At 61.4% G+C, this 13,632-nt stretch carries 12 protein-coding genes and 1 pseudogene; 6 read left to right on the top strand and 7 right to left on the bottom strand.

What is annotated here, in order from left to right; translation table 11 throughout:
• Window positions 1–24: 24 nt before the first annotated feature.
• Window positions 25–288: pseudogene (locus tag ACILSR_RS15935) on the bottom strand (type II toxin-antitoxin system RelE/ParE family toxin); the annotation flags it as partial.
• A gap of 32 nt (window positions 289–320) precedes the next feature.
• Complete coding sequence (locus ACILSR_RS15930) at window positions 321–554, bottom strand: addiction module protein (protein WP_395750780.1); 234 nt, start codon at window positions 552–554, stop codon at window positions 321–323.
• 139 nt (window positions 555–693) lie between these two features.
• Here ACILSR_RS15930 and ACILSR_RS15925 point away from each other — a divergent pair, with 139 nt between their 5' ends.
• Window positions 694–1,830, top strand: coding sequence for a galactitol-1-phosphate 5-dehydrogenase (locus ACILSR_RS15925; protein WP_395750779.1), 1,137 nt, complete (start codon window positions 694–696; stop codon window positions 1,828–1,830).
• Between the two features lie 170 nt (window positions 1,831–2,000).
• Entirely contained in the window at window positions 2,001–2,552 is a 552-nt protein-coding gene (gene lspA, locus ACILSR_RS15920; protein ID WP_395750778.1) for a signal peptidase II, read from the top strand.
• Between the two features lie 380 nt (window positions 2,553–2,932).
• Here the strand turns inward: lspA and ACILSR_RS15915 are convergent, their stop codons facing one another.
• Complete coding sequence (locus ACILSR_RS15915; protein ID WP_395750777.1) at window positions 2,933–4,006, bottom strand: hypothetical protein; 1,074 nt, start codon at window positions 4,004–4,006, stop codon at window positions 2,933–2,935.
• Window positions 4,007–4,341: 335 nt separating this feature from the next.
• Here ACILSR_RS15915 and ACILSR_RS15910 point away from each other — a divergent pair, with 335 nt between their 5' ends.
• The 3 genes from ACILSR_RS15910 (at window position 4,342) to ACILSR_RS15900 (ending at window position 6,374) form a co-directional block, all read left to right on the top strand.
• Complete coding sequence (locus ACILSR_RS15910; RefSeq protein ID WP_395750776.1) at window positions 4,342–5,049, top strand: hypothetical protein; 708 nt, start codon at window positions 4,342–4,344, stop codon at window positions 5,047–5,049.
• 103 nt (window positions 5,050–5,152) lie between these two features.
• The gene (locus ACILSR_RS15905) at window positions 5,153–5,347 is read left to right on the top strand and encodes a hypothetical protein (RefSeq protein ID WP_395750775.1); all 195 of its coding nucleotides are present in this window, start codon (window positions 5,153–5,155) and stop codon (window positions 5,345–5,347) included.
• A gap of 112 nt (window positions 5,348–5,459) precedes the next feature.
• The gene (locus tag ACILSR_RS15900; RefSeq protein ID WP_395750774.1) at window positions 5,460–6,374 is read left to right on the top strand and encodes a bifunctional riboflavin kinase/FAD synthetase; all 915 of its coding nucleotides are present in this window, start codon (window positions 5,460–5,462) and stop codon (window positions 6,372–6,374) included.
• A gap of 358 nt (window positions 6,375–6,732) precedes the next feature.
• Here the strand turns inward: ACILSR_RS15900 and ACILSR_RS15895 are convergent, their stop codons facing one another.
• The gene (locus ACILSR_RS15895) at window positions 6,733–7,395 is read right to left on the bottom strand and encodes a c-type cytochrome (RefSeq protein ID WP_395750773.1); all 663 of its coding nucleotides are present in this window, start codon (window positions 7,393–7,395) and stop codon (window positions 6,733–6,735) included.
• A complete protein-coding gene (locus tag ACILSR_RS15890) occupies window positions 7,352–9,559 on the bottom strand; it encodes a PVC-type heme-binding CxxCH protein (protein ID WP_395750772.1) in 2,208 nt (735 codons plus the stop codon). Before ACILSR_RS15890 ends, ACILSR_RS15895 begins: the two co-directional genes overlap by 44 nt.
• 87 nt (window positions 9,560–9,646) lie before the next feature.
• Here ACILSR_RS15890 and ACILSR_RS15885 point away from each other — a divergent pair, with 87 nt between their 5' ends.
• A complete protein-coding gene (locus ACILSR_RS15885; protein WP_395750771.1) occupies window positions 9,647–10,171 on the top strand; it encodes a hypothetical protein in 525 nt (174 codons plus the stop codon).
• 180 nt (window positions 10,172–10,351) lie between these two features.
• On the opposite strand, the gene ACILSR_RS15880 is transcribed toward ACILSR_RS15885, so the two are convergent.
• Window positions 10,352–12,115 carry a hypothetical protein gene (locus tag ACILSR_RS15880; RefSeq protein ID WP_395750770.1) on the bottom strand — a complete coding sequence of 588 codons (1,764 nt, stop codon included), beginning with the start codon at window positions 12,113–12,115 and terminating at the stop codon, window positions 10,352–10,354.
• Between the two features lie 41 nt (window positions 12,116–12,156).
• On the bottom strand, window positions 12,157–13,611 hold the full coding sequence (locus ACILSR_RS15875; RefSeq protein WP_395750769.1) for a Gfo/Idh/MocA family protein: 1,455 nt from the start codon (window positions 13,609–13,611) through the stop codon (window positions 12,157–12,159).
• Window positions 13,612–13,632: the final 21 nt, after the last annotated feature.

Raw genomic sequence — 13,632 nt, 5'->3', positions numbered from 1 at the left:
CGCGACTGACAGCGCTGCGAATGTCTAGACGCTACGTCCACGCCAGTAGTCCGGCTCGCGGCTGAAATGCATCACCGCAACCACTTCGACGCAGTCGGGTTGCGGCAGATGATAGATCACCCCATAGGGGAACTGCTTCAGGAGCTTGCGGCGGTATTTCTCGTCCAAACGCCGCCATGTTTCGGGGTGGTGCCTGCAATCCTCCAGCGCGGCGGCCAGGCGTTGCTTGAACTCACGGGCCAGCTCCTTGCTGATGCGCCGGTAATAGGCCCCGGCCTCAATGATTTCGAGTCTGGCTTCGCTGGTTTAAATGAGGCGCATCAGGCGATGGCGGCGTCCAGCTCTGCCATGACTTCCTCGTGGCTGTAGGAGCGGGTTTCACCGCGCTCACGACGTTGCACTCGGGCGTCCATTTCCTCGCGCCATTGCGGAGGCATCTCGTCGTCATCCTCCAGGCTCACCAGCAGACGCTCGGCGAGGTAGGAGCGCTCAGGCCGTGGCATGGAGAGCACGCTTTGGAGAACGCTGGCGAGATCGAGGTCAGCCGTGGGCATGGGATGAGCTTAAAGGCTTCCGCGATTCTTTTCAACTGGGCAGCGCTCCCGCTCCCGGTTTTTGAAAGAATCCTCCCGCACCCAGTCACATCCCTCCTTGCCTCCCGCCCCACCCGAGGCATGATCCGCGCTCCCCACCATGAAAGCGCTCGTCCTTACCGCCCCCTCCGAGTTCAACTTTGACACCAACTTCCCCGACCCCACGCCCGCCGCTGGCGAGGTGCTGGTGAAGGTGGCCGCCTGCGGCATCTGCGGCAGTGACATCCATGGCATGGACGGCCGCAGCGGCCGCCGCCAGATGCCCATCGTCATGGGCCATGAAGCAGCCGGTGAAATCATCGCCCTGGGCGAAGGCGTGGAAGGCTGGGCGCTCGGCGACCGCGTGACCTTTGACTCCACCGAATACTGCGGCGAGTGCGAGGAGTGCAAGGCGGGCTTCGTCAATCTCTGCCCGAACCGCAAGGTGCTCGGCGTCTCCCCCGGCGAATACCGTCGTCACGGTTGCTTCGCGGAAAAGATCGCGCTGCCAACACGCATCCTGTACCGCATCCCCGACGAGCTTTCCTATGAGAAGGCTGCCTTTGCCGAACCGGTCTCCATCGCCCTGCATGCGGTGAATCTGGCCGATGGCATCGAAGTGGGCGAGGCATTCCAAGACGCCCACACCGAAGGCTGCGGCGAGGATTGCGGACACAATCACGGAGCCGAGGTGCAGGACGATACGGACGAAGGCGTCGGCGGCACCGCGGTGGTCGTCGGCGCGGGCCTCATCGGCCTGCTCGTCGTGCAGGCGCTCAAAGCACGCGGCTGGGAAAAAGTGATCGCGGTGGATCTGGACGACAGCCGTCTGGAACTGGCCCGCAAGCTAGGCGCCGAAGAAACTTTCAACGCCAAGCAGGAAGGCCTGGCCATGCACATCCGCAAGATCTGCGGTGGCGACGGTGCCGACGCGAGCTTTGAAGTCGTGGGTGCCGGTGCACCGCTGGATCTCGCGATCCGCAGCGTGCGCAAAGGCGGCCAGATCGTGCTCATTGGCAATCTGCAGCCGAACACCCCCTTCCCTCTTCAAGAGGTCGTAACCCGTCAGCTCACCATCAAAGGCTCCTGCTCCTGCGCCGGCGAATACCCGGAAGCGATCCGCCGCATTCAGGACGGCAGCATTCAGGTGGAGCCACTTCTCAGCGCCGTGGCCCCGCTGGCCGAAGGCGCCGGGTGGTTCAAGCGCCTCTATGACAACAAAGAGGGCCTGCTGAAGGTCGTTCTTCAACCCGCGTGAAGTGCTGCCGCCGCGCGAATGACGAGCCGAGCGAAGCGAGACAGACGACTGCAAGGAGCCCGAAGGGTGAGCGAAGCGAATCAATGCAGAATGTCGAATAGCCCAAGCCTCCCTTGACCTCTTCATTCTGACATTCGTCATTCATCATTCTGGTTTCGTCATTTTCCGTCATGATCCGTCTCTTCCTGCTCCTTTCGCTGCCGCTTTTCATTCTCGACCAGCTTTCCAAGAGCTGGATCGTGCAGCATTTCAGGCTCTACGAAACCGAGCAGGAGGTCATCCCCGGCATCTTCTGGCTGCACCATGCGTCAAACACAGGTGTGGCCTTTGGCATGTTCAACGGAACTCAAAACGCCAACTACGTCTTCGCGGTCGTCTCGCTGTCCGCGCTGGTGTTCATCTACATCATGCATGGGAAGGGCCTCTTCCCCGGCAAGCTGAGCCGTCTGGCCGTGGCTCTGCTGGTCTCCGGCATCTTTGGCAATCTCACTGACCGCCTCTTCCGCAATCACGACGGCGGCAAGCTTTTCGACGGCACCTTCTTCGACGGCTACGTCGTGGACTTCCTGCGCTTCGACTTCGGCTTCTGGCCCTTCCACCCCTGGCCCTCCTTCAATGTGGCGGACTCCTGCGTGGTGTGTGCCGCCATCCTGCTGGCCTTGGCCTCGTTCTTTGAGACACCCGGAAAGCCTGCGGAGAAGAGCAAGGACCTGCCCGCATGAGGAGTGGCGGGGAGAAGATAGGTTTTATATGACTTGTTCGTCTCAGAAGCCCTACTGGTAAGGCGTTCACTTTCTGCGCGAGGCAGATTTGGAGTGCTGCTGCGCAGCGAGGAACGAGTGGCTGCCGCTTTCGAGCGTCTCGTGGCATGCGTGAGGTCCGTGGGCCCGCGAGAGTCAGCACGCTCCCGCTCTTGTGCGCCCCATGGTCATTCGCGGCTCTCATCTGCACGGCGGAAAGCGGTAGCTTCAGTCGTTCCTCCTTTCGCGACCGCACTCCAAATTTGCGCTTCTTCGCTCGATTCGCATCACCGCATCACCGAAGTCCTCCGGGAACTTTAATCCTGAAACTTTAAACTTCGAACTGGCCTGCCCTCCCCACTTCACTCCTTCGGCGGCTCGGACCAGCGGTAGATCCCGTCATACCAGGAGAGGCTTCCCGGCGGCGTGGCTTTGCGTTTGATGTCCACCCAGAGGAAGCCGCCTTTGCGTTTCAGCGTCACATTCACCTCCTTGGCGTCTTCCGGCACATCGCCTTCATTAAAGACGGCGGAGGCGGTGCTCTCTCCGTCTTTCTTCTTCACGGAGTCGGGCGGTATTCTACCGCTCAGGTCGCCGCCTTGGTTTTCATTCACGCGGGTGCAGCTCAGGGTCACATTCAGCCTGCCATCCTTCATGCGGCGGATGCTCACATGGCCGCCGAGGTTGTCATCATACTCGCCATCCCAGTCGCCGCCTTTCAGGCTGGGCATCTGCTGGGCAAACGAGCAGCCCATGGAGGTCACCTGAGCCAGCTTGAGCCAGTACTGCACGTCCTTCTCCGGGTTGGGCGTGTCTTTGGCGGCGGGAAAGGGCTGCTTCACCTTCGGAGCCTCCGGCGGCTGGTAGGCGATCTTCATCCAGCGGCTCACCATCGCCGGCCAGCGCGACTTCCAGTCAGCGGGCACCGGCTTGTCAGCGCCGGGCCAGTTGTGCGCAGCCTCCTTCAGCGCGGCGTTCAGGCGGTCTTCCCCGGTCTGGAATTCCCTCTTCGCCAGTTGGAGGCGCTTTTCATCGCTCACCCGGCGGTAGATGCCCAGCAGCCCGGCATCCTGCGGCATCTTCTGCCCGGGCTTGAAGAGCACCTCCATTTTGGACTCGCCTCCTTTAGCGATGAAATACGTCCCCCGGTCCTGCCCCTCCTCCACCACGGCGGCAAAGGAGACCACGTTGTCCTTGCGAATCCCCTGCCCCAGCCAGGTGGCGGTCGATCCCGGCTCGCTGGCGAAACGCATGAGCACCTCCACGCCCGTGGCCGAGGTATTACGCAGCGTCAGGAAGCGCATGCTCTCCTCATCATAGTAATGCGCCACAGGCAGCGGTTCAGCTCCGCCAGCAGGCGCTCCACTCAGGAGAAGAGCGAGAGCTGAGATCGAAATCGGAAGCAGGCACAAGCGCAGAGGCAGGCGTGAATTCATAAGCAGGCACTCTCAAAGACGAAGTCGCATGCGCAAGAATTAGAAAAAGCTGTTTCGAAAGCCAGCGCTATAACTTTCATATCTGCAATCAGAGCAGTGAAAATAAGCCTGATCTGTTCATTTTTCACAGATTTGAAGACCTGAGAACAATTTTTTTCTCACTTCTATGGAAGTGGGTCATTTTGTTATCCCATTGAAAACCAATGGTTTAAATATTTTCACCAACCTCATTTTTATCAATTTTACAAATTTGTTATTAAAATCTGATATGGCTGTTGCACTTCTTATAATTTCTGTTATAAATACTAACAGAAACAAGAAACACACCAGCAGCCATGAAAACACTCATCCGCCTCGCTCTTACCGCCGCCCTCTTCGCCGCCGCTACCGCCGCGAAAGCTCAGAACGGTTATTCAGCTGCTGGTTACTATGCAGGCCCCCAGGCTCAGGCTGCTTACGCTCAGGAACAGGCCAACGCCCAGGCATGGGCCGCCTACAACGCTCAGCAGCAGGAATACGCCCGCGGATGGGCAGCCTACTACGCCGACCAGGCCGCCGCTCAGCAGCAGGCTGCCGCCGCCCAGCAGGCCGCAGCACAGCGCGCCGCCGCTTCCCGCCCCTCGGTTGGCAATTCTCAGATCCGCTTTGACGGCCGCTTCGCTTCCGTCGGCCAGACTGCTCCCCAGGCTCTTCAGTTCGCCGTTTACGCCGCCAACACCCTCCAGAACAAGCCCTACGTCCTGGGTGCTGGCCATCGCAACATCGAGGACAGCGCCTATGACTGCAGCAGCAGCACTTCTTACGTCCTTATGAAGGCAGGATTGCTGAACCGCTGCCTGTCCAGCAAGGAGTTCGCCAGCTACGGCGAAGCTGGTCCTGGCCGCTTCATCACCATCTGGGTGAAGCCTGGCGAGCATGTTTTCATGACCATCTGCGGTCTTCGCATGGACACCTCCGGCCACGTGGCTGGCGAAGGTCCCCGCTGGCGCACCCAGGGCCGCAACTATGCTGGCTTCAGCCCTCGCCATCCTGTTGGCTTTTAATTCTCATTTTTGTGACTCGATTCTCACACCCATAAACAAAGGTTCATTCAAATCTGAAACTCACCGCCTAAATCACCTCAAAATTCTCAAACCTACGAATCATATGAAGACGACCACCACCTCCTCCACCGCTGCTAACACCACCTCCAACACCCTCGGCTGGACCTCGATGCCCGCTTACGGCGAAGTGATGACCCAGGTCATCGGCACCGCCCACACCGATGTGAAGAGCAGCCTGAGCCTCGGCAGCAAGAGCGTCCTGAAGACCTTCTGGAGCACCCTCAGCAACCTCAAGTAATCCCCCTTTCGCCCCCGGACAGCAGACGGAACCGGGGCCGGCATGGAGCGAGGGTGCGCCCTTCGCCTTGCGCTCTGCATGGTCGCTGGTATGGCTGTTTCTCCATCCACGCATGCAGGTCCTTCGCTCCATCGACGCCCTTTCCGCCCTCCCCGGCCCTCTGGCGCTTGCCGTCGGTGTTTTCGACGGCATCCACCTCGGCCATCAGGAGGTCATCCGCGCTGCCCAGGAGCACGCCACCCAGCATCACGGCACGGCCGTCGTCGTCACGTTTGATCCCCACCCGGCCCAGGTACTGCGCCCGGGTGCGGCCCCCAAGCTGCTCTGCGGCCCGCGCCATCAGCAGCTCATCCTGGCACAAACCGGGATCGAGCACCTCTTGGCATGCCCATTCACCACGGAGACCGCCCGCACTCCGGCGCGCGACTTCATACGGCAGCTCACCGCCGCCGCCCGCCCGCTGGGCTGCATCTCCGTGGGTTACACCTGGAGCTTTGGCCACGGGCGCGAGGGAAACATCCACCTGCTCATGGACATGGGGCAGCAGCTTGACTTCGCCGTTTATGGCGTGCCGCCTTTGAAAATCGGCGGTCAGGTGGTCAGCAGCACGCTGATACGTGAGGCTATTTCCCGTGGAGATTTTCCCACCGCCGCCACGCTGCTGGGCCGCAGCTACACCGTCTTTGGCACCGTGGTGGAGGGCCGAAAACTCGGCCGCCAGCTCGGCTTTCCCACCGCCAATGTGGACGTGGAAAACGAGCAGCTCCCGCCCATCGGTGTGTATGCCGTGGAGGCCCGCATCGGCACCCAGTGGCTCCCCGCCGTGGCCAATCTCGGCCGCCGCCCCACCGTCGTCGAGAACGCGGAGCCCACTCTTGAAGTCCACCTCCTGGACTGGAGCGGCGACGTGTATGGCAAGGACATGGAAGTGCGCTTCACCCGCCTGCTGAGGAACGAGATGAAGTTTAGCGGCCTCGAAGAACTCAAGGCCCAGATCGCGAGGGATATTGTGGCAGCGAGGGGGTGAGAAAACTAGTTGCCGTATACCCGGTCGTAGGATGGTTGTGACGACAGCCCGCCCATCTGCGAGCGCGCTGCAACCACCAGGACGCACTGACATCATGGCGGCAACGCGATGGGAAGTACGATAGGCACTCTTGCCTGTCGATCAACGGCGCCGCAAACACACAGGACACTCGCCTCACCCACAGCAGCCCACTTGGCGCAGGCGTGAGACTATTCGATGACAAATGAGCCGGCGTGAGCGCTGGCCGACAGACAAGAGAGCCGAGGCTTGGCGAGACAGGCGCAGCCAATCTATCGTACCTCACGCTTCGGCACGCATCTGCAAACTCGGTGCTTCGTTTGGCTTAGGCCACCTCTCCTCACTTCAAACTCCGCAGCCAAGCCACGAGATCGAGCAGCTCCGACTCAGGCATCGTCTGATCCAGGCCCATGGGCATGAGGCTGGTGGGCAGAGTCGTGTCCCCGGCGATGCTCTGGTGCGCAATGGTCTTCTCCTGCCCCACGATGTCCACGACGAGCAAGCCTTCGGCGGTGTGGGATTTGATCACGCCCAGCATCTGCTGACCGTCGCTCGTCTCAATCACATGCGCCTCGTAATCCCGCGCCAGCGTGTTGCTGGGGAAGAGGATGCTTTCCAACAGATCACGCTCCGTGCGGATGGCGCCGATGTGCGAGAGATCGGGGCCGATGGGACGACCAGCAGAACCGATCTTGTGACAGGCGATGCAGGTGCCCTTCCCCATCTCGAAGTTCTTCTTTCCGTTCTCGGCATTGCCACTGGCGATCACCTTGTCCGCCAGCGGTCCGAGCTGGCGCTTCTTCGCTTCAGATGCGCCAACGGCAGCATTGTAGGCAGGCAGGATGATCGTTTCAAAAATCTCCGGCGGCAGATCGCTGAAGGCGGTGCGGTACACGCTTTCCTGCTGGCTGGCGATGACGGGATTCTTCGCGATCTCTGCGGCCAGCGCACGACCAACTTCAAGCTCCTTCGATTTGCGCACGAGGCCCAGCAGTGACTTCAACTCGACTGGTCCCAGTGGCGCTGGCGATCATGCCTGCGGCCTGAATCTTCGCGGCAGAAGAGGAGGCGGCATCGGCGAGCACGCCTTTCACCATCGCAAAGGTTTCGCCGGTGAGCTTTACCGACTTCGCGGCATCCAGCGCCTTGAGGCGAAGGGCCAGCGGTCGCTTCGTGTCGTTTGCGATGGCCTGAAGAGCGGCGTCAAAGTGTGGGGACTTGAGTTTTTTGATGGCGTCGAGCAAGAGAGGTGTTGCGCCTGAAGCAAGCATCGTATCGAGAGCAGCAAACCAAGATTCATCAGCCTTGGCCGAACTCAACGAAGCCAAGCATCGTAAGGCTGACTGCCGAATGGATGGCGACGAATGATTGAGCATTGCGGTGATCAGCTTTGACGTTTCCGGCTTGTCTGCAAACGCCGTTGCCACGGCCTCCATCGCGTTCATTCGCGTTTGACCGACGGGCGTTTCAACAAGCCATTTTTCCCGCATCATGATCGCGGACGAATCCCCTTCGGGATGAGCGATCAAAACATTCACCGCCGTCCTGGCCAGCTCGGAGTCCTCAGCGTTGAGACTTTTGATGGCCAGCTCTATGGTGCGAGGAACTTCATCGTGATGAACCGCAGCCAGATACTCATGCACTCGAAGCTGGCGTTTCAAGAACAACGGGGGAGGCAAAGTGAAAGGGGTGGCGCCCGAAAAGGCCATCGATTTGCCCCCCTTCGAGGCCGCCAGGATCAATGCATGTTCCGTTGCTGGATCAAGCGGCAACACCCAAACTTTGCCAGGAATTTGGAACTCAGATACAGCCATTGATTTGTGTTCACTGATATAGTCACAGGCATGACGAATCTGGCGCGGATCCCCCGACTCGAACATGGCGTGTAGATTCGGGTGCGCATTGAGATCGTTTGGTTTAGCCCCTGCCACCGAGGCGAGAGAGGGTTTGCCAGATCGATTTGTCTTGATCCGATACACCGCGCCCAGCAAATCCGACTTCGCCATCAAGCTCGAAGGGCAGCCGATGCGAAACCACCCGCCGGTGTCGAGCAGCAGCAGCGAGCCGTCGGCATCTTCCATCACGTCCGTCAGATGGATGTCGGGGTTGTGCAGTCTGAGAAATTCATTTTCGACGGCCTTGTAGGTGCTGCCACTCGGTGTCAGCTCCATGCGGACGAGGCGCTGGGTGTTGAAGTGGGTGACCATGAACTGCTGAGCGCTTGAGTTCTTGTCGGAGTAGTCCTTCCAAAAGCAGCAGCCGCTGACTGCGACGTGGCCGAAGTTGTACATCACCGGCATGGTCTCCAGCGTTCGCGGCAGGTGGGCGATGGCCTTCAACTGGTCGCTGCGCTCATACACGCCGCCGTAGAGCCAGTGGATGATGGTGTCTCCGCGCGGCTGGGAGTAGTAGAGATTTTGCACGCCGATGATGTCACCATCGCGGGTGAAATCGACTTCCACGGGGTTGTCTCCGCAGCCGAGTGAATGCCAGGCCACGTCGCTGCCATCCGGCTTGCAGCTCCAGATGCCGCAGGCGAGGGATTCATCGACGGGCGTGCCGTCTTTCTGCGTGACCTTGTGGCCTTTGCGGCCGTGGCACCAGTAAAGGCGGCCATTGGGATGCAGGAACGGGCCGTGGACATCGGCGGCATTGCCAGTGTACTCGAAGCCGCCCACGATCATCTCGCGCTGATCTGCCACGCCATCGTTGTCGGTGTCCGTGAGTTTCCAGATGCCAGGCGGCGAGCCGACATAGAGGCTGCCGTTCAACCAGCAGGCGCCTTGGGGAAAGGTCATCTTGTCGGCGAAGACGGTGCTCTTGTCGTAGCTGCCGTCCTTGTCCGTGTCTTCCAGCATCAGCACGCGGTTGGGCGGATTGGCTTCCAGCATCGCCTTGTTCCAGTTCACGCCCACGGCATCGCCCACAAAGAGACGACCCTTGTCATCCAAGCAGCCCATGATGGGGTGCGTGACGAGCGGCGAGGCGGCGGCGACTTCGAGCGTGTAGCCCTCAGGCAGATCGTGCTTCGGCAGCGCGAGCGTTGATTTGCCAGTGATCACCACGGGACGTTTGCCGCTCTCGGGGATGGCGTTCCCCTTGTCCGGCGGGAGGTCGGCGGCGAGTAGCGGGGCAGCAAGCAGCAGGATGAGGAATCGTGGGATCATTGCGATTCATACGCGACTAAGACGCTCCTTATCTCGAAATGACTGCGGTGATTTGACAGCCCGTACGCTGAATGAGACGGTACTTTTATGGACTTCAATCCCTACGCAGCACCGCAGTCCCAAACACTGCTGAATCCCGTGAAAAGCGAGGAGGAAACCCTGCGCGCCGAGCACATCAGCACCGAGAGCACCATCAAGTCGGTGGGCGCCCTCTTCCTGCTGCCGGCGGCCGTGCTGCTGGTGATCGGCTGGCAGATGCTGCTGAGGTACCCGCACGACTCGCATTCGCGGATGGGACTGCTGACGCTCGCCGCTGGGCTGGTGCTCGGCGTGGTAGGTTATGGCATGCGCAGCCTGCGGAACTGGGCGCGCATTCCCGCCATCCTGGTCAGCGCCTGCGGCCTCATCGCCTTTCCCATCGGCACCTTGATCAGCGTTTGCATGGTGCTGAAGCTGCTGGGCAAACAGGCGCGCCAGGTGATGACGGACGACTACCGCCGCATCGTGACGCTGACACCCCACGTCAAGCTCAAGACCTCCGCCACCACGTGGGCGGTGCTGGCGCTGGTGGTGGTCGTCATTGCGGCCTGCCTTCTCTACTTGCAAAGGTAAGGCAGGGCTGGTGAAGATGATTCATCGAGTGACGACATGCAGCGCCACACTGGGGCGGTACGATAGGCACTCTTGCCTGTCGGCCAGCGCTCACGCAGGGTGTCTCGTCCGCGAATGATTTGCCACCGCCGCCAAGCCAGACGTTGAGGAAATGGCGTGTGCTCGGCTCGCACCGTGCGTTTACAGCCGCCGGACTTCCTGCACTTCTAATCCGGTGAGCTTCCACTCGTCGTTCACGGGGGTGATTGTCACCCGGGCGTTGTAGATGTTCACGCGCGGGTGGCTGTGGCCCCAGTGGCCGACGATGCCACGTGCATGCCAGTTGCAGTCGGCTACAAAGCCGGGACCGTTGGGATTCTTTTCCACCTTGTCCACCGAGGCGGAAAACTCCGCGATGGTCACCCGCGTGCCTTCGCGGCCGTCCAGCGTGAGCGCCTGGATGGTTTCCAGGTACAGTTTGCGCAGCAGCTCTCCGTCCACGCTGCGGGCCAGGACATCGTACACGTCTGATTCCGCATGATGGTCAAAGGCGCGGTACACATTGCGCAGCAGCGGGGAGACGATCTGCTGCGCCTCCGCCACCTGCGTGACCGTGGGAGTGGCGGCACTGGGATGGTACGGCATGACCAGCAGCTGGCTCATGAGCACACCGCCCAGCAGCCACACGGCAAAGTAAGGCAGGCTGCCGCCGGGGAGCTTGTGATCCTTCACCTTCAGGTAGATGTAAAACATGAGACCGCCCAGAATCCAGACGATGCCGCCCACCGGCACGCGCACGGGTTCCGGGCGCGGGATCTGCGGCACCGCCACCAGCGGAGCCGGCCGGGTCATGCGTCCGAGGTTGCGCCAGCGGTAGTTTTTGATGGCGGCATGGAATTCCCCCGCCTCGGTCTGGGTGCCAAAGAAGACGCGCACAGGCAGCTTGGAGATGCCCTTGAACCAGCCTTTCCAAGTCACGTTCAGTTCATCCGGTCCGGGTGGCGTGGCAAACTCCCACATCAGGCCCACCAGCGCCTGGTTCATGGCCACGGCCTCTCCCTCTTTCATGGGCAGCGTGTTTCCGGGCAGCCCCTTGATCACCGTTACCAAAGGCTGCGGCACCGCAAGCGTCTGGTCTCCGGTGCTCAGCGTGCACCAGTCTCCGGCCTGCGCCGCGACTTTGTCTGAGATTTCCTTCTGCTGCTCTGCCGTGAGAGATTCAGGCAGCGGCACGTCCGGGCTCAGCCACGCGAACACGGAGGCCGCGTCAAAGAGCGCTTCAAAGCGCGTCTGGTACGGCTCGATGTAGAGATAGGTCTGGGCGATGGGGCCGGTGATAACCACCGAGGCGCTCGTGGGCAACGGCGGAGGCGCTGGGGCCGGAGCAGGCGCTGCTGCCGGTGGCGGAGCCGATGCTGATGCCGCAGCTGAAGCCGGGGGTGGTGCCGGTGTCGCAGCCGCCTGCGGGACCATGGGCGTGACAGGTGTCAAAGCGGAACTCGGAGGCAGCGTGGCGCCCGGAGGCAGCGTCTGCGGCGGGTTCAAAGCCGATCCCGGAGTCAAGCCCGCTCCCGGTGTGAACGTCGATCCTGGCGTCAGCGTCGCTGGTGGTGTGAGCGCCGATCCGGGTGTCAAAGCCGTGCCCGGTGTGAGCGTTGAGCCTGACGTCAGGGTCGAGCCCGGAGGCAGCGTCGGAGGCTGCATGAGACCCGAAGCCGGGTTCTGCAGCTGCGGCGCAGACGCTGCGGGACTCTGCCCCGTCGGCGGCACGAGGCCTGGCATGCCTGACTTGGGCAGCCCCGGGGTGGAGGGAACGGCAGGCCCCAGCGAAGGCAGGGTCTGCAGAGGCTTCAGGGGACCGATCTGGATGGTGTCCTGCGCCCGCGCCCTCTCCTCCACCGCCACAGCCACACCCAGGGCCAGGAGGACGCTCCACCACTTCAAGGACAGGATTCGGTTTGGCATGCGGTGGTGATGAATGGAGACGGGATGCGGAGGAGTGCGGATCACAGCGTCCACGGCTTGCGCCATTCCTTGGAAAGCAGCTTCGAGGCCGCGGCATTGTCCGCGATGGTTTCCGTCTTCGGATCCCACTTCAGGCCGGTGCTGCCACTGCGCAGCGCCACATTGGCGAGATGCGCGATGGTGATGCTGCGGTGCGAGACTTCGATGGGTGTGGCGGTCGGCTTGCCGTCGTAAATGCAGGAGAGGAAGTTGTCCGTGTGGTCCTTGCTCTCATAGAGGTGGATCTCCTCCGGCCGCGTCTTTTCACGCAGGATGTCCGGGTTGCTGGCCAGGATCTTGCCACGGTTCACATAGATCCATTTGCCGTCCTCTCCTTCAAACAGCACGCCCACATGGTCAAAGGGCTTCTTCCCACCGGCTTTTGCCTTGCCGTTGGCATCCGCGCTGGCCTGGGCCATGGCGGCCTCCACTTCAGGCATGATCTTGTGCGTCGGGCTGGCCACCTGCATGACGAGGCCGTTTTCATAAGCGCATTCAAAGGCGAACTCGGTGGCCGTGTTGTACAGCGCCGTCTTGTCCATGGTGCCGCTCACATTGCGCAGCTCCACCGGGCCGGTCATCTGCGTGCCCATGCCCCACTGCGCAATGTCGATGTGGTGTGCGCCGAAGTCGGTGATCATGCCGCCGGAGAAGTTGAAATTGTGACGCCAGTTCAGCGGCAGCAAAGCGGGACGGTAGTCCATTTGCTCCGCAGGGCCGAGCCACATCTCATAGTCAAAGTCAGGCGGCAGCGGCGCGGGATTGATCTGGTCCGCCATGCCGTTCCAGTTGCTGTGGCCGCCGGGCAGGCCCACGCGCACGCGCTTGAGTTTGCCGATGCGGCCGTTCTGCGTCATCTCGCAGGCCATGCGGAAATACACATCGCTGCGCTGCTGGCTGCCGGTCTGCCAGGTCACTCCGGCCTTCGCCACTTCATCGCTCATGCGGCGGCCTTCAGCGATGTTGAGCGCCAGCGGCTTCTGGCCGTAGATGTGCTTGCCCTTTCGCGCGGCGTAGATGGCCATGTAGGCATGCCAGTGGTCAGGGGTGGAGACCTGCACGGCATCCAAGTCCTCCTTTTCCATCATCTCGCGGAAATCAGCATACGCGGTGCAGGTCTTCACCGGCTTGTTTGCCGACTGCGAGTAGTGTGCGTCGATGGTCTTCTTCCCCGCCTCACGGCCGCCGGTCTTTTTGCCGTCATAGCCATAGTGGCCGTACTCCTTCATGGGATCCGCCACGGCGACCACCTGGCATTTGTCATTGTTCAGAAAGGTGGGCGTCCAGTCCGTGGCGATGGTGCCCCAGCCGATGGCTCCCACGGTGATGCGCTCCGAGGGCGCAGGGCGTCCACCTTTGCCCAATGCGGTGGCGGGAATGATGGTGGGAAAGCCGAGCGCTGCGGCGCTGGTGGTCAGGAAACGACGACGGGAGAAAGCTGGATGAGCAGGGGCCATAACGCATCAGCTTATAGCGGG

It is taken from the genome of Prosthecobacter sp. (assembly GCF_044222565.1).
Lineage (GTDB): Bacteria > Verrucomicrobiota > Verrucomicrobiia > Verrucomicrobiales > Verrucomicrobiaceae > Prosthecobacter.
This window is presented reverse-complemented; position numbering and strand designations above follow the sequence as displayed.

Coding starts and splice junctions, on each gene's coding strand:
- ACILSR_RS15915 (WP_395750777.1), bottom strand. CDS start 4,006: ATGAATTCACGCCTGCCTCTGCGCTTGTGCCTGCTTCCGATTTCGATC.
- ACILSR_RS15905 (WP_395750775.1), top strand. CDS start 5,153: ATGAAGACGACCACCACCTCCTCCACCGCTGCTAACACCACCTCCAAC.
- ACILSR_RS15930 (WP_395750780.1), bottom strand. CDS start 554: ATGCCCACGGCTGACCTCGATCTCGCCAGCGTTCTCCAAAGCGTGCTC.
- ACILSR_RS15910 (WP_395750776.1), top strand. CDS start 4,342: ATGAAAACACTCATCCGCCTCGCTCTTACCGCCGCCCTCTTCGCCGCC.
- ACILSR_RS15925 (WP_395750779.1), top strand. CDS start 694: ATGAAAGCGCTCGTCCTTACCGCCCCCTCCGAGTTCAACTTTGACACC.
- ACILSR_RS15880 (WP_395750770.1), bottom strand. CDS start 12,115: ATGCCAAACCGAATCCTGTCCTTGAAGTGGTGGAGCGTCCTCCTGGCC.
- lspA (WP_395750778.1), top strand. CDS start 2,001: ATGATCCGTCTCTTCCTGCTCCTTTCGCTGCCGCTTTTCATTCTCGAC.
- ACILSR_RS15900 (WP_395750774.1), top strand. CDS start 5,460: ATGCAGGTCCTTCGCTCCATCGACGCCCTTTCCGCCCTCCCCGGCCCT.
- ACILSR_RS15875 (WP_395750769.1), bottom strand. CDS start 13,611: ATGGCCCCTGCTCATCCAGCTTTCTCCCGTCGTCGTTTCCTGACCACC.
- ACILSR_RS15885 (WP_395750771.1), top strand. CDS start 9,647: ATGGACTTCAATCCCTACGCAGCACCGCAGTCCCAAACACTGCTGAAT.
- ACILSR_RS15890 (WP_395750772.1), bottom strand. CDS start 9,559: ATGATCCCACGATTCCTCATCCTGCTGCTTGCTGCCCCGCTACTCGCC.